The organism is Amycolatopsis xylanica (assembly GCF_900107045.1).
In the GTDB taxonomy this organism is placed as follows: Bacteria; Actinomycetota; Actinomycetes; order Mycobacteriales; family Pseudonocardiaceae; genus Amycolatopsis; species Amycolatopsis xylanica.
Genome location: NZ_FNON01000005.1, coordinates 640,637 through 667,633, shown reverse-complemented (window position 1 = coordinate 667,633; position 26,997 = coordinate 640,637). Strand labels below are relative to the sequence as shown.

The 26,997-nt window shown below is 68.9% G+C and carries 23 protein-coding genes; 6 read left to right on the top strand and 17 right to left on the bottom strand.

The annotated features are described in order from the left end of the window. Positions 1–19: 19 nt before the first annotated feature. Genes BLV57_RS25935 through BLV57_RS25925 form a run of 3 tightly spaced genes read right to left on the bottom strand, consistent with a single transcriptional unit; the run spans position 20 to position 5,580 of the window. Positions 20–1,231: a hypothetical protein gene (locus BLV57_RS25935; RefSeq protein ID WP_091292912.1), complete on the bottom strand. Its 1,212-nt coding sequence runs from the start codon at positions 1,229–1,231 to the stop codon at positions 20–22. After that, positions 1,228–4,134, bottom strand: a complete 2,907-nt coding sequence (locus BLV57_RS25930) for a DEAD/DEAH box helicase (protein WP_091292910.1) — start codon at positions 4,132–4,134, stop codon at positions 1,228–1,230. Before BLV57_RS25930 ends, BLV57_RS25935 begins: the two co-directional genes overlap by 4 nt. Before the next feature lie 12 nt (positions 4,135–4,146). Beyond that, positions 4,147–5,580, bottom strand: a complete 1,434-nt coding sequence (locus BLV57_RS25925) for an SEFIR domain-containing protein (protein WP_176968810.1) — start codon at positions 5,578–5,580, stop codon at positions 4,147–4,149. A gap of 102 nt (positions 5,581–5,682) precedes the next feature. On the opposite strand from BLV57_RS25925, the gene BLV57_RS25920 reads away from it, so the two are divergent. Then, complete coding sequence (locus BLV57_RS25920; RefSeq protein WP_176968809.1) at positions 5,683–6,858, top strand: toll/interleukin-1 receptor domain-containing protein; 1,176 nt, start codon at positions 5,683–5,685, stop codon at positions 6,856–6,858. On the opposite strand, the gene BLV57_RS25915 is transcribed toward BLV57_RS25920, so the two are convergent. The 7 genes from BLV57_RS25915 to metH are packed head-to-tail and all read right to left on the bottom strand — an operon-like array spanning position 6,855 to position 15,199. After that, positions 6,855–7,778 carry an AEC family transporter gene (locus BLV57_RS25915; protein WP_091292907.1) on the bottom strand — a complete coding sequence of 308 codons (924 nt, stop codon included), beginning with the start codon at positions 7,776–7,778 and terminating at the stop codon, positions 6,855–6,857. The genes BLV57_RS25920 and BLV57_RS25915 overlap by 4 nt on opposite strands. Next, positions 7,775–8,620, bottom strand: a complete 846-nt coding sequence (gene hisG / locus BLV57_RS25910; RefSeq protein WP_091292905.1) for an ATP phosphoribosyltransferase — start codon at positions 8,618–8,620, stop codon at positions 7,775–7,777. Before hisG ends, BLV57_RS25915 begins: the two co-directional genes overlap by 4 nt. A 14-nt stretch (positions 8,621–8,634) precedes the next feature. After that, positions 8,635–8,898 carry a phosphoribosyl-ATP diphosphatase gene (locus BLV57_RS25905; RefSeq protein WP_091292903.1) on the bottom strand — a complete coding sequence of 88 codons (264 nt, stop codon included), beginning with the start codon at positions 8,896–8,898 and terminating at the stop codon, positions 8,635–8,637. A gap of 44 nt (positions 8,899–8,942) precedes the next feature. After that, positions 8,943–9,437, bottom strand: a complete 495-nt coding sequence (locus BLV57_RS25900) for a methylated-DNA--[protein]-cysteine S-methyltransferase (protein ID WP_091292901.1) — start codon at positions 9,435–9,437, stop codon at positions 8,943–8,945. Between the two features lie 10 nt (positions 9,438–9,447). Next, complete coding sequence (locus tag BLV57_RS25895) at positions 9,448–10,890, bottom strand: AlkA N-terminal domain-containing protein (protein WP_091292899.1); 1,443 nt, start codon at positions 10,888–10,890, stop codon at positions 9,448–9,450. 55 nt (positions 10,891–10,945) lie between these two features. Next, positions 10,946–11,611 (bottom strand): HAD family hydrolase, encoded by a 666-nt coding sequence (locus tag BLV57_RS25890; protein WP_281244434.1) that lies wholly within the window; start codon positions 11,609–11,611, stop codon positions 10,946–10,948. A 24-nt stretch (positions 11,612–11,635) separates the two neighbouring features. Continuing rightward, the gene (metH, locus tag BLV57_RS25885; RefSeq protein ID WP_091292898.1) at positions 11,636–15,199 is read right to left on the bottom strand and encodes a methionine synthase; all 3,564 of its coding nucleotides are present in this window, start codon (positions 15,197–15,199) and stop codon (positions 11,636–11,638) included. Between the two features lie 39 nt (positions 15,200–15,238). On the opposite strand from metH, the gene BLV57_RS25880 reads away from it, so the two are divergent. Beyond that, positions 15,239–16,147 (top strand): PAC2 family protein, encoded by a 909-nt coding sequence (locus BLV57_RS25880; protein ID WP_091292896.1) that lies wholly within the window; start codon positions 15,239–15,241, stop codon positions 16,145–16,147. Here BLV57_RS25880 and BLV57_RS25875 read toward each other — a convergent pair. The 3 genes from BLV57_RS25875 to BLV57_RS25865 form a co-directional block, all read right to left on the bottom strand. Continuing rightward, the gene (locus BLV57_RS25875; RefSeq protein WP_245757515.1) at positions 16,140–17,045 is read right to left on the bottom strand and encodes a phosphotriesterase family protein; all 906 of its coding nucleotides are present in this window, start codon (positions 17,043–17,045) and stop codon (positions 16,140–16,142) included. The two genes, BLV57_RS25880 and BLV57_RS25875, sit on opposite strands and share 8 nt — an antisense overlap. Positions 17,046–17,126: 81 nt before the next feature. Next, positions 17,127–18,206, bottom strand: coding sequence for a C40 family peptidase (locus BLV57_RS25870; RefSeq protein WP_091292895.1), 1,080 nt, complete (start codon positions 18,204–18,206; stop codon positions 17,127–17,129). 68 nt (positions 18,207–18,274) lie between these two features. Continuing rightward, complete coding sequence (locus tag BLV57_RS25865; protein ID WP_143047148.1) at positions 18,275–19,231, bottom strand: hypothetical protein; 957 nt, start codon at positions 19,229–19,231, stop codon at positions 18,275–18,277. A 141-nt stretch (positions 19,232–19,372) separates the two neighbouring features. On the opposite strand from BLV57_RS25865, the gene BLV57_RS25860 reads away from it, so the two are divergent. Next, the gene (locus BLV57_RS25860; RefSeq protein ID WP_091292892.1) at positions 19,373–20,845 is read left to right on the top strand and encodes a sialidase family protein; all 1,473 of its coding nucleotides are present in this window, start codon (positions 19,373–19,375) and stop codon (positions 20,843–20,845) included. A 63-nt stretch (positions 20,846–20,908) separates the two neighbouring features. Continuing rightward, a complete protein-coding gene (locus BLV57_RS25855) occupies positions 20,909–21,235 on the top strand; it encodes a plasmid stabilization protein (RefSeq protein ID WP_091292890.1) in 327 nt (108 codons plus the stop codon). A 108-nt stretch (positions 21,236–21,343) separates the two neighbouring features. On the opposite strand, the gene BLV57_RS25850 is transcribed toward BLV57_RS25855, so the two are convergent. The 3 genes from BLV57_RS25850 to ligD form a co-directional block, all read right to left on the bottom strand. Beyond that, positions 21,344–21,820 carry a hypothetical protein gene (locus BLV57_RS25850; RefSeq protein ID WP_091292889.1) on the bottom strand — a complete coding sequence of 159 codons (477 nt, stop codon included), beginning with the start codon at positions 21,818–21,820 and terminating at the stop codon, positions 21,344–21,346. Between the two features lie 83 nt (positions 21,821–21,903). After that, the gene (ku, locus tag BLV57_RS25845) at positions 21,904–22,806 is read right to left on the bottom strand and encodes a non-homologous end joining protein Ku (protein ID WP_091292887.1); all 903 of its coding nucleotides are present in this window, start codon (positions 22,804–22,806) and stop codon (positions 21,904–21,906) included. Between the two features lie 2 nt (positions 22,807–22,808). Then, positions 22,809–23,759 (bottom strand): non-homologous end-joining DNA ligase, encoded by a 951-nt coding sequence (ligD, locus tag BLV57_RS25840; protein WP_091292886.1) that lies wholly within the window; start codon positions 23,757–23,759, stop codon positions 22,809–22,811. Between the two features lie 125 nt (positions 23,760–23,884). Here ligD and BLV57_RS25835 point away from each other — a divergent pair, with 125 nt between their 5' ends. After that, complete coding sequence (locus BLV57_RS25835) at positions 23,885–24,322, top strand: ATP-binding protein (protein ID WP_091293257.1); 438 nt, start codon at positions 23,885–23,887, stop codon at positions 24,320–24,322. A gap of 14 nt (positions 24,323–24,336) precedes the next feature. Continuing rightward, complete coding sequence (locus BLV57_RS25830) at positions 24,337–25,110, top strand: SigB/SigF/SigG family RNA polymerase sigma factor (RefSeq protein ID WP_176968808.1); 774 nt, start codon at positions 24,337–24,339, stop codon at positions 25,108–25,110. Positions 25,111–25,462: 352 nt separating this feature from the next. Here the strand turns inward: BLV57_RS25830 and BLV57_RS25825 are convergent, their stop codons facing one another. Continuing rightward, a complete protein-coding gene (locus BLV57_RS25825) occupies positions 25,463–26,980 on the bottom strand; it encodes a CYTH and CHAD domain-containing protein (protein ID WP_091292883.1) in 1,518 nt (505 codons plus the stop codon). Positions 26,981–26,997 lie beyond the last annotated feature (17 nt).

Here is a 26,997-nt window from a genome sequence, read left to right as displayed (position 1 = left end):
CAAAAGTGGCCAGCGACTGTCACACTGCCCCGGAATTGTCCTTTTCGTCGGCCGTCAGCGCCTGCAGTTTACCGACCAGCGTTCTGTTTCCGGCTCGTTCGGCCATTTCCTGGACATCGGCCACATCCAGCCCGTCGAAGCCGAGCTGCCGCGCGATCCGGCTGATCCGGCCCTCGACGTCGCGCGCGCGTCCACGAAGCCACGGCCCGAGGTAAGCCTGCAGTCTCGACAGCAACGCCTTCGTCCTGACCTGCTCATCCTCGCACCACAAATGAACGAGCGCGCTGTCGAACAGCTCGAATGACCCCAGCTTGTTCAGCTGGACAGAGCCGCCGGGCGCGAAGGCTGAAGAAGGCAGGACGACCTGCCATGACCCATGGCGCTGACGAACGGGCTTACCGTCGACGCCCTTCTTCTCCAGCCACGAGAGGATCTTGCGCTCCTCTTCATCGGGCCGCGCTCCGCGCTCCTCGTTGTCGAGAGCCGCGGCGATCGTGACGGTCCGTTCGACGATCGCGCCCAGGTCTGGGTCGGCTTCGTCCCCGGCCTGGCTGTAGACCAGCAGTCGTGCGCCGCGAGAGTCGACCGCGCGCACGACGTAGACCGGCAGGAAGACGCACTCCTCCCCCAAACTTTCCGGACCGTCGATCCGCACGGGCAGGTTGTAGTGCGCACGGTCGGGCAGCGCCGCCAGTTCGGCCAGCGCCTCACGCCGGAAGCCGGTGACCGTGGTCAGCGGCAGGAAACGGCTGTGTTCTCCGACTTCGTGCCCGGCGAGGAAGGTCACCGTGCCCGCGTCGTAGTACCGGCGGCTGAGCGGCCGCGAACCGAATCCGTCGAAGTAAAGCTTGCGCCGATCCTCTTTGGTGACGCGGTAACTCACCTGGTCGCGATGGGACCGGGCGCCGAGTTCGGTCAGCGTCAGCCTGCCGTCGGACACGTGCAGGTGCTCGATCGCGACCAGGAACCGCACCGCGCGGTCGACCACCGGCTCGTCCAGTCCGAAGAACCGGGCGAGATCTGCCACTGTGGACAGTGCGCCTTCGGCGATCCCGCGTTCCAGGTACCGGTCGATCAGCTCGTACGGCCGCCCCTCGGTGGTGGTCGACTTCACCTCGACCTGCCAGACCGGCAGGAACAGGCGGCAGGCTCTGGCCGGCTCCAGTCCCCTGCCGAACACGACGTCCTCGAGCGCGCGCTCGATCGGGTAGGGCATCACGTTCTTCTTCACGCGTGCTCGTCCTCCAGCCTGGTCAGCACAGCGGCGTAATGGCACACGTCACCGTGGCTCAAGACGTGATCGCGCAACGACTCCGCCAGCCGCCGGAAATTCAGGTCGGTCGCTTTGCTCAGGGTGTCCATGTCGCCGACCAGTACCAGCTGGTGCTTGGCTCGGGTGAACGCGACGTTGGCGCGGCGGAGTTCGTCGAGGAAGCCGACCTTGCGCAGCGCGTTGCTGCGGGTGAATCCGTAGAGGATCACGTCCCTTTCCCCGCCTTGGAACGCATCGACGGAGCCGACGTTGGCGTCGACCACCTCGTTGTCCGGGATCTCCCGGACGAGCAACTCCTTGATCAGCTTGACCTGTGCCTTGTAGGGCACGATCAGCGCCCACTCCTCACCACGTCGCTGGTAGTGGACCGCGAGCCTGGTCAGCAGGTGCGCCTCCGCCTGGTTGATCGTCCCGCCGCCGGGCACCGCCCGCTCCCGCCGCCGCGACTCGGGCAGCTGGGAGGTGTCGACGAACGCCAGCGGGCTCCGGAACAGCGAACTGTCGTGGATCCTGGTGACCATCGTCTTCAAGGTGCCGTCGTAGAACGCTTCCGAGATGAAGTCCGCGATCTCCCGGGGCATCCGCCGCTGACGTGTCAACGGCACGATGTGGTCCCGTGGCAGCTTCCCGACCAGTGACTCCAGCGTGCTGATCATCAGCATGTCGCGCACCTCGGGATCGCCCGTCTTGGTCGCGGCGTTCAGCTCGGTGTCGACCACGGGCGGCAGCTGGCGGTGATCGCCGACCAGCACGGCCCGCCTGCCGCGGACGAGGGGCACCAGCACGTCGGGGGTGGCGATCTGACCGGCCTCGTCGACGATGACCAGGTCGAAAGGCACCTCGGCGATCTCTTTGCTGGTAGCGGATCCGATGCACGTGGCGCCGACGACATCGGCGTAGCGGACCAGCTCGGTGCTGAGCTGCTCGGTCGCGCCCGCGACCTCCTTGTGCCATTCGCCGAGCAACTTCGCGCGACGCTCCAGCATCGCCAGCCATGGGCCGAGCCCGGCATGCAGCTCTGCCAGCTTGCCGAACACCATGCCGTTGTCCGGACCATCCACCACCGCCGGAAACGAGCCTGCCCGTCCGACCGCGGCCTGAATTCCCCGCACGGCTTGGAAAGCCGCCTTCTTGGTTTGGTCGCGGTGACCCACGGCCTGCTGGAACGCCTGCCGGGCCGCCTGGACCGGCGGCAGGTTCCCGGTGACCTCGTCCAGCGCCGATTCCGCCTCGGCGAGTGCGCCCCGCAGCCTTTCCCCCGCGGCTGTCAGCTCGTTGACCTCGGTCTGCCGCTTGACGATCCGCTTGCCGCGCGCGGTGGCCAGTGCGTCGGTGAGCGGGCCGAACAGCCGCCGCCCTCGTGCCCTGGCATCGCGCTCGATCAACCGGGACAGCTTGCCCTGCCGTCGCGTCAGCACTTGGCCGCTTGCCGCGATCTGGCCGGTCAGCCTGGTCACCGCGGCGGCCGCGGAGCCACCGCAGGCCAGTCGCACACGCTGAAGTTCAGCGGCGGCAAGGGATTCCGTCTCGATCGCGATCCGAAGGCCGCCGACGCGGATACCGAGTTCGCCGAGCCAGCGGTGGGCGGTCGGCAGTCCTTCGTACGACCGCAAGGCCGCGTTCGCCGTGGAAACGGCCTCACCGCGTACCTGCGCGACGAACTGCTCCAGCAGGAACGGCTTGCCTTCGGCGCCGACACTGCCTTCGTTGCCGACCCGCACGACCACGACATCACGGGGAAGCTTGCCCAGCACGTTGTCCACCGCGCGGTTCGTGTGCGAGGTGACGAGCACCGGTCCCGCCGCCGGATCCAGCGCGCACGCGCGGGCGATCTGGCTGATGACCCTGGTCTTGCCGGTTCCCGGCGGTCCCAGCACCACCAGCAGGTCCTCGACGGCCAGCGCGTGCCGGAACGCCGAGAGCTGATCTTCGTCGAGTGCCTCGCCCGGTGTCCGGGCATCGGCGCGGATCCGCGTGACCTGCTGGTCGACCAGTGAGGTCAGCAGACGATGGTTGCGCGCACGCCGGGTACGCAGCAGCTCGACGGCTTCACGGCGCTTGACCGTGACGATGTTGGTGGAACTCTCTTCCAGTACTCCTTGCTGCGCGAGCCGATCCCAGGCAACCGACTCGTCGAACCCGACCGTCACGCCGTCGTCGCCGGCACGCAGCACCCGGCCGCGCTGCTCGGATTCGCCCCGGATCTGGACGAAGGCCGCCCGTTCCGGCCGCCGGTCACCGAGCACCCGGAACACGTAGACGGATTTCGCGCTGTACCTCCGCTCACCCGCGGGTTCGACCGCGCGATACGGATACACCGGCGCTGACCTGTTCCGGTTCTCCTCGACCCGGTTGGTCACGGTGATCACCTGATCCACGGTGTCGAGGAACCGCGTGTGCGCCGGGGAGAGGGCGGGCACTTCACGCCGATCCGCGTGCTCGATGTCCAGTTCGTCCCATGCGCGGTTCATTTCCGGCCAGCGCGACGAGGTACCCGGCGGGATCTGCCTGATATCGGACACCGCGATCCATCGCGTGCGGATCAGCAGGAAGCCGTGCGACAGGCGCTCGTGGTCCCAAAGCCGCAGTGGGATGGTGGTCGACACCCAGTAGCCGTCGCCGTTCTTGCTCGGGTTGAGCAGGACGGTGTACGCGTCAGTGTAGAGCCGGAAGCTCAGCCCCTGGTTGGAGCGGGTGATCGTGGCGGGCACGCCGTCGCGGCGGGCGTTGAGATCGGTGATGATCTGCCCGAGCCCGGCAGGCAGGCCGAGATAATCGCGGGCGTAGCGGCGGATGTTGTCGTCGAGCGATCTTCCCGGCACCAGGAAGATCGCTCCGGGCAGCACGACGTCACGATGCACCCAGCACACTCCTCAGACGATGAACGCTTGTGCGGCTTTCAGCGCCGCGGCCAGGTCGGAAAGCCCCGGCCGCGCGGCCGGGGCGGGGTCGAGCGCGGCGTGCACGATGGCGGCGACGCGCTCCGCCAGCCAGGGCGCCTGGGTCCGCATCGGCAGCGGCGGATCGGGCGGGTACCCGGTCACCAGGTGATACACCAGCGCCGCGAGCCGGTAGACGTCGGTCCACGGGCCGGTGGCGGCGTTGTGCCTGCGGCCCTGTTCCGGCGCGCGGCAGAGATCCGGGCCCTCGCCCGGCCGCTGCGGCCAGGCAGCGAGCCCGAGGTCGCGCAGGGCGAGCCCGCCGTCGTCACGGCGGACGATCGCCGACGGGCCGAGCGCGCGATGCGCGACGCCGCGGTGATGCAGCTCGGCCACAGCGCCGCAGAGATCCGACAAGCCCCACAAGAGACGGCACGCCCACATCGGGTCGGCGGCTTCGCCGGGCCGCGGCACGTCAGCGGCCAAGGTGGCGCCCGCTGGTCCGGGCCACGCGGTGATCAGGGTGGTGACGTGCCCGTCAGGGACGTGGCCCAGTGCCCGCGGCAGCCCCTTGCGCCTGCCGTCGAAGGCGACGAGTTGCTTGTGCTCGCGCTTGAGAGCTTCGAACGCTTCCGTCGCCGCCGGGCTCTCGTGCTTGATCTCGAGCTGCCGCAGCCACACGTGTTCGCCTGGATCGGCGAGGTTCATGGCCCGCGCCCGGCGGAGCACCGCCGCCCCGTCGAGTGTCGGTTCCTCCTCGAAGTCCTCGGCGTGCACCAGGTAGTGGGTCGCACCGATCGCGGTTTCGGCGCCGACGGCCAGCACGCGTCCGGCGGGCGCGGCGGGCGCGGCACTGGCGATGAACAACGCGTCGGGTGGCGGCGGCCTGAACACGCCCAGCGGCGGCAGCACGTGCCGTGGCCGTCCGGCCAGCGCCTGCAGCAGGCTCGCCACGCCGTCGAGGGTGAACTCGGGGATCACGTACTTCGTGGTCGAGTTCGGGAACAGGAAGTGCGGGATCTCGCCGGTGCCGTGTCCCGGCAGCAGCACCGGCAGGATCCGGCGGGTCTGACCGGGCAGATCCCCACTGACGCTGTCCCTCAGCATAGCGGCGGCGACATGCGCGTGCCCGTGTTCGGCGGACACTCCGGTCTCAGCGAGGCGCTTGTGCTCGGGCGAGGCGATGAACAGCACGAAATCCGCGACCTTCAGCTGCTCGCCAAGCCAGATCACCCAGTCACGCCGCTCGGTTTCCTCCCATTTGTCGAGCCGTGCGTCGACACCGGCCCCTTTCCGCAGAAAGGTGGCGAATTCCAGCACTTGCCGTTCATGGCCCGGGCTGTCCGTCGCGTAGAACACGGACACCCTCGGCGCGCGGCGAGCCTCCCCCGGCTCCGGCACGTTCATGATCCTTTCGGAGATGATCACAGGAAGACGAAACCCTTCCACAATCGCGGACGCGCGCGCAGCCGAATCGGCAAGTTGTCGGGTATTTGTCAACTCCGCGCGGGCCATTGCTATCGTCTTCGGGTGCCGCAGAGCCCCCGGGTTTTCCTCTCGTACACCCACGACGACGACCGGCATTGTGCCGACGTTCTCGACTTCGCCACTTTTCTCACGCGGCACGGAATTGATGTCGTAATAGACGTATGGGCGGGGGTCGACCGGCAGGACTGGCAAGCGTGGATGGCACGGCACATACCGGAGATGGACTACGTCATCGTTGTCGCGTCGGCGGGCTACCGGAGAATGGGCGACGGGTTCGGCCCGAATGACCGGAATCGCGGCGGCCAGGCCGAAGCGGCGATCCTGCGTGACCTGCTGCAGGGTGATCGCGCGAAATGGACCGCGAAGATCCTGCCCGTGCTGCTACCCGGACATGAAATCGACGAGATCCCGTTGTTCCTGCAGCCCCGCGCGGCGGACCGCTACCCGATCACTTCGCTGACTCCCGCGGGCACGGAGTCCCTGCTCCGCGCGCTCACCCGCCAGGCCGCGCACATTCGGCCGCCACTGGGCACCCTTCCGGTGCTCCCGCCGCAGACAGGGCCGGGCGCGGTGCATGCCGAGCCGTCGCTGACGTGGACGCCTCTGCCAGAGCCGCTTCCGGTGATCTGGCGTTCCGAACTGACCGCCGCGGACTACCACCCACAGGGCGCCACCGTCGAACTTCACCTCGTGCCGGTCACTCCTGGCTTTCGGCATGGCGTCAAGGAACTCCAAACGATTTCGTTGCCGGCACTCGGGCGGGAGCAAGGGTTCTTCACACCGGCCGAAGGGCTCGAAGTCAGCTCGTCCGACACCGCGGTGTGGGCCAATTCCACCGATCGGGCGACAGGGACCGGCGTCGCGGTCCACCGATCCGGGCAACGATCGTGCTGGTTCCAGCTTCCCCTCGACCAAATCGGGTCTGTGCTCGACGAGGCGGACCTCACCGAGCACCTGGGCCGGATGCTCGGCCTACTCACCGGGATCGACCTTCCCCTCGCGGACTCGGTCGCTCCCACGATCGGCATGGACCCGGTCGGACTCGTCCGGCTGGGCCGTCCCGACCCGTCCGCGACAACAATCACTTTCCCGTTGCAGCAACGGGTCCGGATTCGGTTCGACGCCGAGGAATCCATTCCGTCCGAGGCACTGCGGCATTCGGCGGGCGCCGTCGCGGAGGAGCTCACCGCTCGGCTCGCCACCGCGCTGCAGGACTAGCTCAGGAGCGCGGCGACCATGGAAAGCGTTGCCATGGAAAGCAAAGTCGTGATCAGCACGGCGTCGCGGGTGAAGCGGCTGTCGATCGCGTACTGGCTTGTCGCGATGAAGATGTTCTGTGCCGTGGGCAAAGCCGAGCACAGGACCGCCGCGAGCATGACCGGCTGAGGCAGTCCCAAAGCCAGCCCGACACCCAAAGCGACCAACGGCTGCGCGATCACCTTCAGCAGCACGACCATCGTCAGCTCACCGCGGCGGGGTTCGCCCGCGACGGCGGATTTGCCGGGGTTCAAGGACATCCCCAGCGCCAGCAGGGCCGTGGCCACGCCGGCGTTGCCGAGTGTGTGGATCGGCTGCATCAGGAGGTCGGGCAGGTGCAGCCCGGTCGTGCCGACCAGGACGCCGAGCAGCGAGGCGGCGATGACCGGGTTCCGCACGGGCAGCATGAGCAACGCACGCAGGCGGGAGCCTTCGCCGCGGGGGACGTCCGACTCGAGCAGGCCGAGCATCAGGGGCATCATGCAGAGCGACTGGATCAGCAGCACCGACACGATGAACGACGAGCCGCCGAGTACCTGGAGCGCGACGGGGATGCCGAGGTTGCCCGCGTTCGTGTAGCAAGCGGCCATGCCCGTGACGACGCCTTCGCCGCGCTTGCGGCGGAAGACCCAGCGCGAAAGCACGGCGGCGGTGATGCCCACCGCCGCCGTGCCCGCGACGAACGCGATCAGTCCCGGATTGACCAGAGCCGAGAACGACGTGCTGGTCAGGGTGCTGAAGACCACCGCGGGCATGGCGACGGTGAACGCGAAGCGGGTCAGGACCTGGTCCGCGCGGTCGCCGAGCACCGAAAAGCGGCTCAGCAGGTACCCGAGCCCGGTGATCACCCAAATGGGGGCGAACGCCGGGAGGACACTCACAGGCGGCAGGAGCGGATGTCCGAGGCCAGTACCGCCTTGGCGCCGAGCTCGGCGAGCTCGTCCATGATCTGGTTGACCTGCTTGCGCGGGACCATCGCGCGGACGGCGACCCAGTCCTCGTGCGCGAGCGGGGCGACCGTCGGGGACTCCAGGCCCGGCGAGACCGCGATGGCCTTTTCGAGCAGGGAACGCGGGCAGTCGTAGTCGAGCATCATGTACTGCTGCGCGAAGACCACGCCCTGCAGCCGCGCCGACAGCTGGGCCTGCGCCTTGGTCAGCTCGCGGCCCGCGCGGTGGACGAGGACGCCCTCGGAGCGGCAGATGACGTCACCGAAGGCGACCAGGTTGTGCTGGCGGAGCGTGCGGCCGGAGCCGACCACGTCCGCGACCGCGTCGGCGACGCCGAGCTGGATCGAGATCTCGACCGCGCCGTCGAGGCGGATGATCTCGGCCTCGATGCCGCGCGCTCCGAGGTCCTTGCGGACCAGACGAGGGTAGGAGGTCGCGAGGCGCTTGCCCTGCAGGTCCTCGACCTTCCACTCGCGGCCGGCGGGCGCGGCGTAGCGGAACGTCGAGCCGCCGAAGCCGAGCGAAAGGGTCTCGTCGACGGGGGCGCCGGAGTCCATGGCCAGGTCGCGGCCGGTGATGCCGAGGTCGAGCTCGCCGGAGCCGACGTAGATCGGGATGTCCTTGGGCCGCAGGTAGAAGAACTCGACCTCGTTGTGCGGGTCGAGCACGGTCAGGTCGCGAGCCTCATGGCGCTGCCGGTACCCCGCCTCACCGAGCATCTCCGAAGCGGAAACGGCGAGCGCTCCCTTGTTCGGCACGGCAACACGCAGCATCGGACTTCCCTCTTTCACAGGTAGCGGTAAACGTCCTCGATGGACAGACCACGGCCCAGCATCAGCACCTGGAGCCGGTACAGCAGCTGCGAGATCTCCTCGGCGAGCCGCTCGTCGGATTCGTGCTCGGCGGCGATCCACACTTCGCCCGCTTCTTCGAGCACCTTCTTGCCCTGCGCGTGCACGCCCGCGTCCAGCGCGGCGACGGTGCCGGAGCCGTCGGGGCGGGTACGCGCGCGCTCGGCAAGCTCGGCGAACAGCTCATCGAAGGTCTTCACGCCCTCGATCCTTCCATCCGCGATTCCACCGGCTGGACCCGCCCTTAGAACAGCGCGACCGGGCCGCGTTCGAAGTCCAGCAGAAAGCGCTTCCGCTCGATTCCGCCCCCGTACCCGGTCAGGTCACCGGTCGAGCCGACGACGCGGTGACAAGGCACGATGACGCTGATCGGGTTCTTGCCGTTGGCCAGTCCGACGGCCCGTGACGCGCTCGGGTTGCCGAGCCGCTGGGCGAGCTCACCGTAGGAAATCGTCTCGCCATATGGGATTTCGGTGAGTTCTGTCCACACGCGACGCTGGAACTCGGTGCCCGCGAACGTGATCGGCAGGTCGAATTCACGCCGCTGACCCGCGAAGTACTCCTTGAGTTGGCTTTCGACACGCGCGAACAGCTCGTTGCCGGGCTCTTCCGGCCCGAAGGTCTCGAACTTCGGCAGGTGACGCTGCTGCTCCATGTACAGCCCGGCCAACGCGCCGTCCTGCGCGACGCAGGTCAGCTTGCCGATCGGGCTGTCGAGCACCGCGTGGGTCCTGGTCATGTGTTTCTCCTTACGCGGGAAGGTAGTTGATCGGGTGGTCGCCGGTCGCCCAGAGGTGCTGCACGGCGTATGCGCGCCACGGCCGCCAGCGAGCGGCGTGCTCGTTCAGCTTCTCGATGCCGAGCGCCTTGGCCGCGAGCTTCACGCCGAGGTCGTTCGGGATGAACGCGTCCGGGTCGCCGAGCGCGCGCATCGCGATCGTCTCGACCGTCCACGGGCCGAAACCGGGCAACTCGGTCAGCGCGGCGCGCGTGCGGTCCCAGTCGGCGCCCGCGCCGAGATCGAGATCACCCATGGCCTCGATCAGGCCGAGCAGGGTCCGGCGCCGCGATTTCGGCATCGCCAGCGTCTCGGGATCCAGGTCGCCGAGCGCTTCCCTGTCCGGGAAGAGGTGGGTCAGGCCGCCGTCCGGGTCGTCGATGGGCTCGCCGTGCGCCTGGACCAGCCGGGAGGCGTGGGTGCGGGCGGCGGCGGTCGACACCTGCTGGCCGAGCACGGCGCGCACGGCGAACTCCTCGCCGTCGACCGTGCGCGGCACCCGGCGGCCGGGTTCCTTGGCCACCAGCGGCGCGAGCAGCGGGTCACGGGACAGCAGCTCGTCGACGGCGACCGGGTCGGCGTCGAGGTCGAGCAGCCAGCGGCACCGGCTGATGGCCATCGAGAGGTCGCGCAGGTCGGTCAGGGTGAGCTGGCAGCCGATGTGGTCCGGCAACGGCCGCAGCGCGACCACGCCATGCCCGTGCGGCAGGCGCAGCGTGCGGCGATACGCGCCGTCACGCCATTCCTCGACACCCGGCACACCCGTCGCGGCGAGGTGCCCGAAGAGGTTGTCCGGGCACAGGGGCGCGCGGAACGGCAGCCGCAGCGCGATCGTGCCGGTCGTGGCGTGGGCTTTCGTCCGGCGCCGCAGCTCGGTCGGCGAGAGCGCGAAGACCTCGCGGACGGTGTCGTTGAACGTCCGGATGCTGGAGAACCCGGCCGCCAGCGCCAGGTCGCTCATCGGCAGCGTGGTCGTCTCGATGAGCAGCCGGGCCGTCTGCGCGCGCTGTGACCTGGCCAGGGCCAGCGGGCCGGCGCCGAGTTCGGCGATCAGCTGCCGCTCGACCTGCCGCACGCTGTAGCCGAGCCTGCTCGCGAGTCCTGGCACGCCGTCACGGTCGACGACACCGTCGGCGATCAGGCGCATCGCCCTGGCGACCAGGTCGGCGCGCACGTTCCACTCGGGCGAGCCGGGGCTCGCGTCGGGACGGCACCGTTTACAGGCCCGGAACCCGGCCTGCTGGGCCGCGGCCGCGCTCGGGTAGAACCGCATGTTCTCCGGCTTCGGCGGCACCACGGGGCAGCTGGGACGGCAGTAGATGCCGGTCGTCAGCACCGCGCCGAAGAACCACCCGTCGAAGCGGGCGTCCTTCGACTGGACCGCCCGCACGCACCGCTCGAAGTCCTCATGCACCCCACCAGCATCGCGGGTCCTCGGCCCGCACGCTGGCGAAAAAACGACATGGGCGTCAGGACCCCAAAAGCCTGCGCAGCTCCGGCACGTCCACGCCGACCAGGGAGTCGCGGAAGATCCGGCGCGGGCCCTGCTCGACCGGGACGTCGTTCGGGATGACCAGCACCGTGCAGCCCGCGGCGGCCGCCGACTCGGCGCCGGGCGGCGAGTCCTCGATGGCGACGCACAGCTCGGGGTCGACATCGAGGAGCTGCGCGGCGAGCAGATACGGCTTCGGGTGGGGCTTGTTGAGACCGCCGACCTCGTCACCGCAGATCGTCACGTCGAAGAACTCACGCCCGATCGTGTTCAGCGCGAGTTCGGTCAGCGAACGCTCGGTCGAGGTGACCAGCGCGGCCGGGATGCCCGCGTCGCGCACCGCCGCGAGCGCCTCTTGGGCACCGGGACGCCACGGGAGCGCGTCGTCGAAAAGCCCGGCCGTGCGGTCACGGATCCACTCCCCTGTCTCGGCGATCGCCTCCGGGGTGACGGGCTTGCCGCACACTTCGAGCAGGTAGCTCGAGGTGTCGTTCATGTTGGAGCCGACCAGCGTCATGCGCTGCTCTTCCGAGATGGTCCCGCCGAGCCATTCGGCGCACTCGTACAGCGCCACGTCCCAAAGCTTCTCGGAATCGACCAGCGTGCCGTCCATGTCCCACAGCACGGCGGACAATTCACTCACGTTTTCTCCTTGGTGTTCAACGACTCAGGTGTTGAAGTACTTGGCTTCGGGGTGGTGGCAGACGATCGCGTCGGTGGACTGCTCGGGATGCAGCTGGAACTCCTCGGACAGCTTGACGCCGATCCGCTCCGGCTCCAGCAGCTCGACGATCTTCGCCCGGTCTTCCAGGTCGGGGCAGGCGCCGTACCCGAGCGAGAACCGCGCGCCTCGGTAACCCAGCTTGAAGAAGTCCTCGACGTCTTCGGGGTCCTCTTCGGACACCGCGGCGCCGCTGGAGAAGCGCAGCTCCTGCCGGATCCGGCAGTGCCAGTACTCCGCGAGCGCCTCGGTGAGCTGCACGCCGAGGCCGTGCACCTCCAGGTAGTCCCGGTAGGAGTTGGCTGCGAACAGGTCGTTGGCGTAGTCGGCGATCGGCTGCCCCATGGTCACCAGCGTGAACGGGACGACGTCGACCTCGCCCGCCTCCAGCGCCAGCTCACGCGGGCGGTAGAAGTCGGCCAGGCACATACGGCGGTCGCGCTTCTGCCGGGGGAAGGTGAAGCGGGTGCGCTCGGGCGCGTCCGGCGACGGCTCCGTCAGCACGACGAGGTCGTTTCCTTCGGCCACGCAAGGGAAGTAGCCGTAGACGACCGCCGCGTGCTGCAGCAGGCCGTCGGTGGCGAGCCGGTCGAGCCAGTACCGCAGCCGCGGCCTGCCCTCGGACTCGACAAGGTCCTCATAGGACGGTCCGCTGCCACCGCGCGCGCCCTTGAGGCCCCACTGGCCCATGAACGTCGCGCGCTCGTCGAGCATCGACGCGTAGTCGGCCAGCGGCACGCCCTTGATCACCCGGTTGCCCCAGAACGGCGGCGACGGCACCGGCACGTCGGTCGCGACGTCCGAGCGGGCGGGCTGGTCCTCGATCGGGTCTTCGGCTTCCAGCTTGGCTTTCCGCGCTTCGGCGATGCGGAGCGAACGCTCGCGGCGCGCCTTGCGCTCGGCGCGCTTGGCCTCCGCCTCGGCGTCGATGATCGGCGACTCACCGCGCTTGGCCGCCATGATCGCGTCCATCAGCCGCAGGCCCTCGAACGCGTCTCGGGCGTAGCGGACGTCGCCGAGGTACATCTCGGTGAGGTCGTTCTCCACATAGGACCGAGTGAGCGCCGCGCCGCCCAGCAGCACCGGCCAGCGCGCGGAAACACCCCGGGAGTTCATCTCCTCGAGGTTCTCCTTCATGATCACCGTGGACTTCACCAGCAGGCCGGACATGCCGATCGCGTCGACGTCGTTCTCCTCGGCCGCTTCGAGGATCGTGGTGATCGGCTGCTTGATGCCGAGGTTGACCACCTCGTAGCCGTTGTTGCTGAGGATGATGTCGACCAGGTTCTTGCCGATGTCGTGCACGTCGCCGCGCACGGTGGCGAGCACGATGCGGCCCTTGCCGCTGTCGTCCTCCTTCTCCATGTGCGGTTCGAGGAACGCGACGGCGGCCTTCATCACCTCGGCCGACTGCAGCACGAACGGCAGCTGCATCTGACCCGACCCGAACAGCTCGCCGACGGTCTTCATGCCGGACAGCAGCGTGTCGTTGATGATCTGCAGCGCCGGGCGCTCCTTGAGCGCCTCGCCGAGGTCGGCGTCGAGCCCGTTGCGCTCGCCGTCGACGATCCGGCGCTCCAGCCGCTCGAACAGCGGCAGCCGCGCCAGCTCTTCGGCGCGTGAGGCCTTGCTCGACGCGGCGCTGACACCCTCGAACAGGGCCATCAGCTCCTGCAGCGGGTCGTAGCCCTCGCGGCGGCGGTCGTAGACCAGGTCGAGCGCGACCGCGCGCTGGTCGTCCGGGATGCGCGCCATCGGCAGGATCTTCGACGAGTGCGCGATCGCGGTGTCCAGCCCGGCCTGCACGCATTCGTGCAGGAACACCGAGTTCAGCACCTGGCGGGCGGCCGGGTTGAGGCCGAAGGACACATTGGACAGGCCGAGCGTGGTCCGCACGTCCGGGTAGAGCTTCTTGAGCTCGCGGATCGCGTTGATGGTCTCCAGCGCGTCGCGGCGGACCTCCTCCTGTCCGGTGGAGATCGGGAAAGTCAGGCAGTCGACGATGATGTCCTCGACCCGCATGTCCCAGTTCTGGGTGAGATCCTCGATGAGCCGCTTGGCGATCCGGACCTTCCACTCCGCGGTCCGCGCCTGGCCCTCTTCGTCGATGCACAGCGCGACCACGGCGGCGCCGTGCTCCCGCACCAGCCGCATGATCCGTTGGAAGCGCGAGTCCGGCCCGGCGCCGTCCTCGTAGTTGACCGAGTTGACCGCGCACCGGCCGCCGAGCTGCTCCAGCCCGGCCTGCAGGACGGCGGGCTCGGTGGAGTCGAGCATGATCGGCAGCGTCGACGCGGTCGCCAGGCGCCCGGCCAGCTCGGCCATGTCGGCGACACCGTCGCGGCCGACGTAGTCGATGCACAGGTCGAGCATGTGCGCGCCGTCGCGGGTCTGGTCGCGGGCGATCTCGACGCAGTCCTCGAAGCGGCCGTCGAGCATCGCCTCGCGGAACTTCTTGGAGCCGTTGGCGTTGGTGCGCTCGCCGATCATCAGCACGCTGGCGTCCTGCTGGAACGGCACCGCCTGGTACAGCGAGGACACGCCGGGCTCGGGGCGCGGGCGCCGCGCGGCGGGCTGGAGGTCGGCGACCGCCGCGACCAGCTGGCGGATGTGCTCGTCGGTGGTGCCGCAACAGCCGCCGACCAGGCCGACGCCGAACTCGCGGACGAAACCGGACAGCGCCTCGGCCAGGCCTTCCGGGCCGAGCGGGTAGACCGCGCCGTTCGGCCCGAGCTCCGGCAGGCCGGCGTTCGGCATCACCGAGAGCGGGACGCGGGCGTGGCGGGAGAGCTGGCGCAGGTGTTCGCTCATCTCGGCCGGGCCGGTGGCGCAGTTGAGGCCGATCAGGTCGATGCCGAGCGGCTCCAGCGCGGCGAGCGCGGCGTTGACCTCGGTGCCGAGCAGCATGGTGCCGGTGGTCTCGACGGTGATCGAGGCGATGATCGGGACCCGGCGGCCTTCGGCGGCCATCGCGCGGTGCGCGGCGATGATCGAGGCCTTGGTCTGGAGAATGTCCTGGGTGGTCTCGACGATCACCGCGTCGACGCCGCCGGCCAGCAGGCCGCGGACTTCCTCTTGGTAGGCGTCACGCAGCGTGACGAAAGGGGCGTGCCCGAGGGTCGGCAGCTTGGTGCCGGGGCCGACCGAACCGAGCACGAACCGAGAACGATCGGGCGTGGAGAACTCGTCCGCGACCTCGCGGGCAAGCCTGGCGCCCTCGACCGACAGCTCGAAGATCCGCTCCGGGATGTCGTATTCGGCGAGGTTGGCGTAGTTCGCCCCGAACGTGTTGGTCTCGATCGCGTCCGCGCCGGCCGCCAGATAGCCGCGATGCACGCTCTTCACGACGTCCGGCCGGGTCACGTTGAGGATCTCGTTGCAGCCCTCCAGCCCGGCGAAATCGTCCAGCGAGAGGTCGTGGGCCTGCAGTGCGGTCCCCATCGCACCGTCGGCCACCACGACACGGGTTCGCAGTGCGTCGAGAAGCGGTGACGAAACACGATTGGACATGCCCACCAGCTTACGGTGGCCTGGTCGTAGGCTGGTCAAGTGAGTGAGCCCGTCGACGAGACCCAGCAGCGCGAGAACGAGGACGCTGAGCGCCCAGACTTCACCGGCCCGATCATGATCATCGCCTTCGAAGGATGGAACGACGCTGGTGACGCGGCCAGTAGAGCCGTCGAGCACCTGCAGCTCAACTGGGATGCGACGCCGCTGGCCGAGCTGGAGCCAGACGACTACTACGACTTCCAGGTGAGCCGGCCCACAGTCCGCATGGTGGACGGGGTCACCCGGAGAGTGGACTGGCCGACGACCCGGCTGTCGACCTGCCACCCGGAGGCACTCGACCGTGACGTCGTGCTGGTGCAGGGACCCGAGCCCAACATGCGGTGGCGCGCGTTCTGCGCCGAGCTGCTGGAGCACATGGAGCAGCTGAAGGTGTCCACCGTGGTCACGCTCGGCGCGCTGCTGGCCGACACCGCGCACACCCGGCCTGTCCCGGTGACCGGGACGGCCTACGACGCCGAGGCCGCGGCGCGGTTCGGCCTCGAGCGCAACCGGTACCAGGGCCCGACCGGCATCGTCGGGGTGCTGCAGGACTTCTGCGTACAGGCGGGCATCCCCGCGGTGTCCGTCTGGGCCGCGGTGCCGCACTACGTCTCGCACCCGCCCTCACCCAAGGCCACGCTCGCGCTGCTGCACAAGCTCGAGGACGTACTCGACGTCGAGATCCCGCTCGGCGCGCTGCCCGAGCAGGCCGAGGAATGGCAGCGGACGGTCAGCGAGATGGCCGAGGAGGACGACGAGATCTCGGAGTACGTCCGGTCGCTCGAAGAGCGCGAGGACGAGAACAACGAGGTCAACCCGGAGGATGTCAGCGGCGACAAGATCGCCGCCGACATCGAGCGCTACCTGCGGCGACGCCGCCCCGGCCAGGAGGGCTTCGGTCCTAAGTAGCCCGGTCCTCAGTAGCCCAATCGAACGCACGGGCGGGGTTGCCGACGAAGAAACCCTTCACGGCGGCCTCGCCCAGTTCTTTCTCCAGGCCCGGTTTGATCACCCTGAGCAGGTGCGGCATCCCCGGGTTGCCGCGCGCGGCGGCCGTGGTCGTGTCGCCGCCGAGCAGCACCTGGCCCGCGTGACCGGCCTCGGCGAGCGCGATGAGGGCGTCGAACAGCCGCCAGTCGGTCGCGTGGTTGGCCCGGCTGGGGCCGTCGAAGGCCAGGAACGCGCCCGCCTCGGCGGCCTGGCGGTGCACCCGGAAGTCGGGCGACCGGTTCAGGTGCCCGAGAATCACCCGATCGGGTGGAACTTCCAGCCGTCCACAGAGGAGCTCGAGCACGTCGAGCGCGCCCGTGCCGAGTTCCAAGTGGACACCGATGGGCGAGCCGGTGGCCTTCTGCGCCTCGGCGGCGGCGGTCATGGTCGCCCTGGCGTGCTCGTCGAGGCCGTGGAAGCCACCGGCGACCTTGATCATGCCCGCCTTGACGCCGGTGCCCTCGATACCCTGCGTGAGCTCGCTGGTGAAAAGCTCGCCGAGCTGATTTTTCACCCGGGCGACGACGTCCGGCGGCGTGAACTCGGCCTGATGAAGACCGGTCGCGGCGATCACGTGCACCCCGGCCGCCTTGGACACCCAGGGCAGGTCGTCGGCCCGGCGCCCGAGCCCGTGCGGCGTCCACTGCGCCACGGCTCCCCCGCCGAGCGCCCCGAACGCCTTGAGTTCGGCGGTCGCGGCGTCGGGGTCGTCGAGCTCTTGCCCCGGCAGCTTGGGCGTCGCCATGAAGAGATGGTCGTGCGCATTGCAGATGCCGAGCGTGTCGGCCGGAATGTCCCCCAAGACGGTCCTGATCACAAGCCCGAGCCTACCGGGATAAAGCGGGCTTTATCCCGGGTGCTTTCCCCGGGATAAAGCCCGCTTTATCCCGGTCCGGCCTCAGGGGAAGACGCGGATGACGTGGTTCATCCAGCTCGACTGGCCGTAGAGGGAGCGGATGTGGACGCTCTTGCCGTCGCGGGGCGGGGCCGACTCGAGGAGCTGGTTGCCGCCGAGGTAGAGGGCGACGTGGGTGGTCGACTCGGAGTCGTCGCCGTCGCCCCAGAAGATCAGGTCGCCCGCCTTCATCTGGCTGACCGGGACGCGCGTGCCCGCGTTGTACTGCTCGCCGGTCCAGTAGCCGAGGTCGACGCCCGCGCCCTTCCAGAACGCGTACAGCGTCAGGCCGGAGCAGTCGAAGCCGAAGCGGTTGTAGTCGTCGCCCTGGCTGGGGTCGTTGTCCGGGTAGTGGTGGATGCCGTAGGACGGGCCGCCTTTGCCGCCGCCACCCCAGGCGTAGTCGTAACCCTTGCCCACCATGGACTTCGCGGCCGCGATCACGCGGGCGATCTTCTCGGCGGACGTGCCGGTGGTCGGGCCCGCCGGGCCGGTGTTGCGGCCGTGCTCGCCGGTGTTGGACGGCGACTCGCCGTCGGTGTCGCAGCGAGGAATGCCGGGGACGTAAGCGTTCGCGACGTACTGGTCGGGCACCCACAGCGCGTCGGTCGTGTAATCCCAGATCGTGCCGCCCGCGGTGGCCTGGCAGACGACCGGCACCGGCGCGCCCGCGAGGTACTTGTCGGCGACCGCACCGGGCGCGGTGGCGGCGTCACCCTTGTGGACGCGGCCGTTCAGGTCGGCCTTGGCGGGGAACGACTTCGGCAGCACGCACCGCGGCTGCGCGACTCCGCCCGTCTCGACGTAGGCGCCGGGAATCCAGTAGCCGTCGGACGTGAGGTCCCAGACGGTGCTGCCGCCGTAGGACGGCCCGGTGTCCTGGCACACCAGTGAGACCTGGCTTCCCGCCGGATACTTGTCGGCCACGCGCTGCGAGCCGACCGGGACGGTCGGGTCCTTGACCGTGCGACCGTCCAAAGTGGTCTTGACCGAATAGGACTGTGCCGCCGAGGCACCCGGCACCAGCCCGGCCAGGCCGATGCCCGCGACGAGCGCCGCGAGCGCGATCTTCCTTACTGACATTTTCCTTCTCCTGTACTGAAAAAGGGGCCGATGACCTCGCGGTCACCGGCCCCCAGAGCGATCAGTGATTACCAGCTCGACGGGACGTAGGCCCAGCCGAGGTAGTCGCTACGGGACTCGTAGCTGCTGGTCTGGTAGACCGACGGCCCGGTGCTGATGGCCGTGCCGCCGCCGAGCGCCAGCATGATGTGCCCGGCGCTGGTGGTGCTGGTGAAGAACACCGCGGTGCCAGCCGGGGCGTGCGTGCCACGGTGGATGCGGCCGTTGTTCTTCTGCCACTGGTAGTGCGTCAGCGCGGTCGCGAACCGGCCGCTGGTGCCGAAGGCGCGCTCGACGAAGAGCTCGCACTGGTTGTTCCAGTCGGTGTGGCCGAGACGGGCCTTGGCGAACGCGATCGCCTCGTTGGCGCGCGGGTCGGCCGGGTTGGTCGAGGACGGCGGCTTGAGGCCGTCGGTGTCGCAGTGCGGCAGGCCGGAGACGAAGCCCTCGGTGCCCGTCTTGACGTATTCGTCCGGAACCCAGAGGTTGTCGGAGGTCTTGTCCCAGATCTCGTCGCCCGCGGTGGCCTGGCAGACGACCGGGACGGACGCGCCTTCCTTGTACTTGTCGGCGACACTGCCCGGCGCGGTCGCCGCGTCACCCTTGTTGGCGCGGCCGTTCAGGTCGGCCTTGGCGGGGAACGACTTCGGGAACGAGCACTTCGGCGCCACCATCGTGGTCGAGCCGGTCTTGACGTAGGTGTCGGCGACCCAGACACCGTCGGTGGTCAGGTCCCAGATGGTGCTGCCGCCGACCTCGGGGCCGGTGTCCTGGCAGGCCAGCGTCACCATGGTGCCCGAGGTGTAGAAGTCCGAGACGCGCTGCTTGCCGACCGGGACGTTCGGGTCCTTGACCGTGCGACCGTCCACAGTGGTCGAAACGGGGTAGCTCGACGCCGCCTGCGCCGTCTGCGCCCCCACACCGAGTCCCGTCACCAGCATGGCGAAACCGGTCGCCGCCACGGCAGCTCTGATGCTTGTCTTCACTTCTCGCTCCTTGAATTTCCGAGGTGCCAAGAGCTTCACAGCCGGTCGTACAAGAGGCGTACAAGCGCCAGTGCACGCACGTTGTACAGCTCTTGTACGAGTCCGTCCGACGCTGAGCGCACCCGACAAAGGAGTGAAAAGGTGAAATTCACGCGGACAGCGTTCGGCCTCGCGGCCGGGCTCGTCGCGGCGGCGGCGATGACCGCGGCTGTGGCGCCCGCCGCACAGGCGGCGGTCGGCAACACAGTGGTGTTCAAGCAGAATAGCGAGGGGTACGACTGTTTCCGCATCCCGTCGGTCGTGAAGGCGAAGAACGGCGACCTGCTCGCGTTCGCCGAGGGGCGCAACGGCGGCGCCAGCTTCTGCAACGACCACGGCGACATCGACCTGGTGATGAAGAGATCCTCCGACAACGGCAAGACCTGGAGCGGCCTGCAGATCGTCATCGAAGGTTTCGGTGACACCAAGGGAAACCCGACCGCTGTGGTCGTCCCGTCCACCGGGCGGGTGGTGCTGCTCTCCACCATGGAGTGCGTCAAGAACCCGTCCTGCGGCCGGATCCCGCGGGTGCAGCACAGTGACGACAACGGCAAGACCTGGACCGTGCCCAAGGTGCTGACCACCGAGCTGGGCTTCGACTCGGCGCCGGGCTGGCTGGCCACCGGGCCGTCGCACGGCATCGTGCTCACCAAGGGCGCGCACGCCGGGCGGATCGTGGCGGGCATGAGCTACGAGATCGGCACCAAGGACACCGGCTCGCTCATCTACAGCGACGACGAGGGCGTCACCTGGAAGCGCGGCGCCAGCGACACCAGCACGACGACCGCGATGAACCCGCAGGAGATCAGCGTCATCGAGCTCGCGGACGGCCGGGTTTACGCCGCCGCGCGCAACGACGCGAACAAGGACAACAAGTGCCTCGCCGAAGGCACGCGAAACCGGGCGTACGCCATCAGCTCGGACGGCGGCGGGTCGTTCTCGACGAAGTTCACCTTCGAGAACGACCTCGTCACGCCGACCGTGCAGGGCTCGGTGATGCGGATGAGCGGCCCGTACAACCGGCTCGTGTTCGCCGGACCGTCCACTTGCGACCGTCGCAAGGAGCTGGTCGTGCGCTCGTCCTTCGACGAGGGCGGCAGCTGGCAGTCCAAGTCCGAGGGCACGCTGGTGTGGGGCGAGGACGCCGCGTACTCCGACATGGTGCAGCTCGGCACCGGCTCGGTCGGCCTGATGTACGAAGCCGGTCCGGCGAACAACGCCAACGAGACCATCCGGTTCTCCACGCTCACCGACACCGCGCTGGGCGCGCCCGCCTGCGGGAGCGGCTATGGCGTCATCGACTCCGCGCCGCTGGGCACCGAGGGCACCGTGTACCTGTCCTACAACGCGGCGAACGGCAACAACTGCGTGAGCACCATGAAGAAGGCCAACGCGGGCACGCCCACGGCGACCTCGGCCTATCTGGAGGTCGCGGGTTCCGCACGGAACACCGACGCCGGCTCGTTCTCGTACTTCGCCGGGCCGGTCAAGGCGCCGGCGGGCAACAAGTGCGTGAAGTGGGGCGGCTCCGCGGGCGGCGTGAAGTACGACAGCCCGTCCGAGCACTGCGGCTAGAGGTTTGCTCCCTTCCGGCACCGGGTAATCCATGATCAAAGCCCGTGTCGGAAGGGAGCAGCCGTGCCTCAGCAGGCCTGGAGCGACAAACGTGAACGCCAGTACCAGCACATCAAGGACTCCACGAAGAAGCGCGGGGCGAGCGAGGACCGCGCCGAGGAGATCGCCGCGCGCACGGTGAACAAGAACCGCGCGCAGTCGGGTGAGTCGAAGACGGCGAGCAAGTCGTCGCTCAACGACAAGTCACCGCAGAAGCGCGGCGGCCAGCGCTCGCACAAGGGGCCGGGCGGCCCGACCAAGGACCAGCTCTACAACGAGGCGAAGAAGCGCAACATCAAGGGGCGCTCCAGCATGACCAAGAAGGAGCTCCAGAGCGCGCTGGGACGATGAGAAAGTGACGAAGCGGGCTCTGTCCAGTGCAGAGCCCGCTTCATCGGGTTCGCGTGCACAGCGCCGGGCACACCCCCGACGGGCGCCCGGTCTTCGTGCAAGCGAGGCTTAAGCGGCCACGGGGCGGAGCCAGCCGGGCACCGGCTGGTCGCGCTCGCCGCAGAGGTCGAGCAGTTCGAGGGTCCAGCAGAGGATGTGGACGAAGACCAGCCGCATCTCGGCCGGTCCCGGGATGGTGGCGACGACGTCGAGCTGCAGGTCGGCGTCGGCCGGGCGGTCATGGGCGTAGGCCAGCATGACTCTCGTGGCGGCGCGCTGCGCCGGTTCGAACTCGTCGATCGAGATGCGGCCGCCGTCGGCGTCCTCGCCGTCGATCACGAACAGCGGCATCCCCTCGGACGGCAGCTCGACGAGCGACCGCAGCATCTCGACGTTGGCCATGGCCAGCTGGCGGATCCCGTCACGGGCCAGCTGCTCGGACCCCGTGGTCAGGCAGTCGCACAGCAGCACGGCCTCCTGGTCGGCGCCGCGCCGGGCCGCGGCCACCGCGCCAACGAGCATGGCGCGGAGCTGTTCGTCGTTCATGGTCCCTCACCCGGCTTCCGTCGGCATCAAGCCGGTGGTGCCCAGAGACGCCCGATCGCAAACGTCCCCCGGCGAAAAAGTTGTCAAGATGCCTCGAGTACTCGTTCGAGCTCGGCGCGGCTCATCTTCGATCGGCCCTTTATAGCCTTCTCGCGGGCGAGTTTGTCCAGGTCAGCCTTGGTCAGGTCCGAAAGATCCGTGGATCCGCCCTTCCTGCCCCGCACACTGCGCGAAAGGGCGTCGAACAGGTCGACCACGCCGGTGGCCTCCCTCGGCGCCGCCTCCGGCTCGACCTTCCGGCCCGCCTTCTTGTCCTTGATCAGCTTGCGCACGCGCGCGGTGTAGCCGTCGCGGTAGTCCTCTGGCCGCCAGTCCTCGGTCATCGCGTCGATGAGGCTGACAGCCATGTCCAGCTCCTTGCCCTTGGGCTTGGATTTGGCCGGCTTCTTGGGCAGGACTTTGGCGGGGTCGCGCAGGTCGGCCGCGAAATGCAGGGTGTTGAGCAGCAGCAGCCCGTCCTGGGCCCTGACCAGCGCGAGGTACTCCTTGCCGCGCATGACGAACTTCGCGACGCCCGCCTTGCCGCTCTTCGCCATGGCCTGGGCCAGCAGCCCGTACGCCTTGCCGAACTCGTCCTTGGACGGCGCGAGCCAGTACGTCTTGTCGAAGTACATCGGGTCGATCCCGGCCAGCTCGACGAAGGTCTCGATGTCGAGCGTCTTGGACCGGCCCGGCGCGATGTCGTCCAGTTCGTCCGGCTCGATCAGCACGTAGCCGCCGTCCTCGAGCTCGTAACCCTTGACGATGTCCTGGTAGTCGACTTCCTTGCCGGTGCGCTCGTTGACGCGCTTGTAGCGGATGCGGTCGCTGGTGTCGCGCTCGAACTGCCGGAAGTGCACGGTGTGGTCTTCGATCGCGCTGTAGAGCTGGACCGGCACGGTCACCAGGCCGAAGTTCAGCGCTCCACTCCAGATCGGCCTGGCCATCGTTACCTCCCTGGGCGCTCCCGCACCACGTCCGCCGGCTTCTTGTCCGCGCGCAACCCCAGGTACCGCGGGTGCCGCAGCTTGCCCTCCGGGGTCCACTCGGCGAACTCGATCTGCGCGACCAGCTCGGGCCGCACCCAGTGCGCGCCCTTCTCGCGCACCGGATCGGCGAACGGCGAGCCGGTCTGCTCGAGTCCTTCGAGCTCGGCGTGCAGCGACCGCAGTGTCCGGTCGTCGAAGCCGGTGCCGACCTTGCCCGCGTACCGCAGCGCGCCATCCTGGTAGTAGCCCAGCAGCAGCGCGCCGAAACCCCGGCGAGCGCCCTGCGGGTCGGTGAAGCCGCCGAGCACGAACTCCTGGCCGGACGAGCATTTGAACTTCAGCCAGTCGGGTGACCGTCCGGGGCGGTACGGCGAGTCGGCGCGTTTCGCGATGACGCCTTCCCAGCCCTTGCCGCAGGCTTCGGCGAAGAACTTCTCGCCGTCGGCGTTGCGGTGGCTCGCGTACCGCAGCGGATCCTCGAAGTCGAAGGCATCCTTGAGCAGTGCCTTGCGCTGGCGCAGCGGCAGCGAGGTGGTGTCGTACTTGTCGAAGTACAGCAGGTCGAAGAGGTAGTAGTAGACCTTGATCCCGGTGGCGGCGGCGCGCTCGGGATCGGTGAGGTGGATCCGCGGCTGCAGCTTCGCGAAGCTGGTCTGCCTGCCGTCGAACGCGACGATCTCGCCGTCGGCGACGAAGCGGGGCCCGCCCTGCGCGGCGAGCGCCTCGACGATCTCGGGATACGCGCCGTCCATGACCTTCTTGTTGCGCGACCAGAGCACGGGGAGGCCGCCGTCGCGCGAGGAGATCGCGCGGACGCCGTCCAGCTTGCGTTCGAAGACCCACCCCGCCGACGAGAACCGCCGGTCGGTGAGGGTCGCGAGCACCGGTTCACGCCAGCCGGGACCGGTCATGCTGCCTCCCGAGAGTCCGTCCAGGTCAGTACACCACGTACCGCCCGCCGTGTCCTTTGTGCACATTCCCGAGATAAACCTCGCCAGGAAGTGTCAGGCCTCCGATGACTGGGTATAGCCACCGCATGGAGGCTAGGCATGAGAAGACCCCCGACGGTATCGACGAGCTACTCGACGAGGTTGTCGAACTGCGAGTCCCAGCGCACGCTGGTCAGCTGTCCTTGGTACGCATGCTCGCGCAAGGCATGGCGGCGCGAGCGGATTTCCATCTCGACGCCATCTCGGACGCCAAAATGGCGGTCGACGAGGCCTGCGCGGAGCTGATCGAGCAGGCCGACCTCGGCGCCTTCCTCAGGTGCCGGTTCCGCCCGGTGCCCGGCGGCCTGCACGTCACGGTCTCCACCACGACGCTGCACACCGAGGCCCCCAGCACCAGCTCGTTCGGCTGGCACGTGCTCACCACACTGACCGAATCGGCTTGGACGGCCATCGAGCCCGGCGACGGCGCCAGTTCCGCGGTGATCATCGAGTTCGTCGTCCGCGCGGGGACTGATGCGGTGTGAACGCTGACCGGGAAATGACCCATCAGCGTCGCGACGAGTACGCCCACTGTGTGCCACTGCTCGAGGAACTGGCCGCGCTCGACGCCGACGACCCCCGCCGTGACGCGGTCCGGCACCAGCTCGTCACCGAGTTCCTCCCGGTCGCCGAGCACATCGCCTACCGCTTCACCGGCCGTGGCGAACCGCGCGAGGACCTGCTGCAGGTGGCCAGGATCGGCCTGATCAACGCGGTCGACCGGTTCCAGCCCGACCGCGGCAGCGACTTCCTGTCCTTCGCGGTGCCCACCATCATGGGCGAGGTCCGCAGGCACTTCCGCGACACCGGCTGGGCCGTGCGCGTCCCGCGCAGGCTCAAGGAGCTGCACCTCTCGCTGAGCCAAGGCTCGAGCACGCTTTCCCAACGCCTCGGCCGCGCGCCGACCCCGACCGAGCTGGCCGAGCACCTCGGCCTCGACGTCGACGAAGTGCGCGAAGGCCTGCTGGCGGGCAACGCCTACCAGACGCTTTCGGTGGACAAGCCGATCTTCAGCGACTCCGAGACGATGTCGCTCGCCGACACGCTCGGCGAGGACGACCTGGATCTGGTCAACGTCGAGAACCACGAGGCACTGCAGCCGCTGCTGCGGGAGCTGCCCGCGCGTGAACGCTCGATCCTGGTGATGCGGTTCTTCGGCAACATGACCCAGACCCAGATCGCCGACAAGATCGGCATCTCGCAGATGCACGTGTCGCGCCTGCTGTCGCAGACACTGGACCAGCTGCGCGGCAAGCTCACCGGCGACGCCTAAGCATCGTGAGTGTTGCGGCCGGTTCTAACCGGCGAAAACACTCACGACTCCCCACTCGGCAGGCTCGCCCGACCATCCGCGTAACCCGGATTGAGTGAGGGAGGCCCTCACCCAATCCGGGCAGTCAGGGCCTCCCTCACCCAACCCGGGCAGTCAGGGCCTCCCTCACCCAACCCGGGCAGTCAGGGCCTCCCTCACCCAACCCGGGCAGTCAGGGCCTCCCCCACCCAAATATTCGGGTGAGGGACGCCCTCACCCACTCGGACTGAGTGAGGGAGGCCCTCACCCAGCTGCCCCGCGACACGCCATATTTGGCTTCCGCCCAATGACCGGCCGCAACACTCACGACCTCTTAGCTCTTGGGCAGGGCGGGGAGTTTGGCCCACTGGGCGCGGAACTCGCGTTGCTTTTCGTGCGCGAGTTCGGTGTTGCAGCCGTGCAGGAGCCCGTACGTGAACGAGTTGTCGCCGTCCCGGAAGGCGCCGATGCCCAGCCGGTACAGGGTTTCCCGGGTCACGACCGTGTCCTGGTGCTCACCCAAGGTTCCCTGCACCGCCTTGACCTTCTTACGCCACTTGCCGAGCTTCTTGCCCAGCACCGGCTTCACCGCGTCCGCGGCGTACCGCGCACGCTTCGCCTTCTTGCGCGTCTCGTGCAGGGCGACGTCCAGATCGGACGGATCGCGATCGGACGCGCCATGCGTCGCGGCCTCGGCGCGGGCGAGCTTGCAGCCCGCCTTGCGCACGGCTTTGCGCAACTCCTTGCGCGCGGGCCGACGGGCCCGCTTCGTCAGCGGCGGCGCGTCCAGCACGTCGTCCAAAGAGGACAGCAGCGCGAGATACCGCTTGCTGTTCAACGCTTCCACCGCGCGCGTCCGCGCTTCCTCGCCCTCACGCGAGAAGTGCCGGACGAGCAGCTGCCGCACCCGGCCGAGCACGAACTCCGGCGGCAGGCCGTCGAGCTGCTTGTTCAGCGTCGCGGCCATGACCTCGGTGTCCCTGGCCGGGCCCAGCTCACCGGCCAGCCACTTCAGCTCGGCGGCAAGAGACTCGGGGACGTCGATGATCTTCTTGAACGTCCGGAAGGCGCCGCGAAGCCTGCGGGACGCGACCCGCATCTGGTGGACGGCGTCGTCGGCGTCCCGGCGGACGCCGATGTCGTTGCGGCGCAGGTGGTCGAACTGCTCACGCAGGTACGCGAGCACGACTGTGCCCGCGTCCGGGTTCTTGCCCACCTTGACCGGCTTGCGTTTCGGGACCAGCTCGCCCACGAGGCGCCGCATCTTGGACGGGTACTTCGACGCGGACGCGCCCGAGGGCACCAGCGCCCGGTCGAGGTCGTCGAGCAGCCGGGGTTCGGCGTCCGCTTCGAGTTCGACCTCGAGTTCCCGCCAGCTGTCGATGTGCGCGACCGCTCCCCCTGCCTCGCCGGTGACGTGGTCGTCGGTGAGCGTCGCGAGGACGCGGCCGTCCGCGTCGGCCAGGCGGTACGAGAACCGGTCGGTCTTGAGATGCGCGATCGGCACCAGCCGTGAGCCCGCGGTGTACGCGGTCACCAGGCGGGCGAGCCTGCCCGGCACCTTCGAGGGATTGTTGCGGCGCAAGGGCACGTGGAGCTCTTCACGGGTGTCGGACGAGACCGGCAGCTTGAGGTGCCAGCCCGCGTCGTCGCCGCCGGTGCGGCGGCGCAGGGTGATACCGGCGCGCGCCAGCCGGTAGTCCGTGGTGTCGAAGTAGGTCGCGTCCAGCAGCTGCTCGACCGGACCCTCTTGCCGCGCCACGGCTCCGGCGCCGGCGAGTATCGGCACCTGGCCGCCCGCCCCGAGTTCGTACTTGCGCTCCCTTTCCAGCTGGCTGACGGGCGCTGCCATGGGACTCCTTTCCGTTG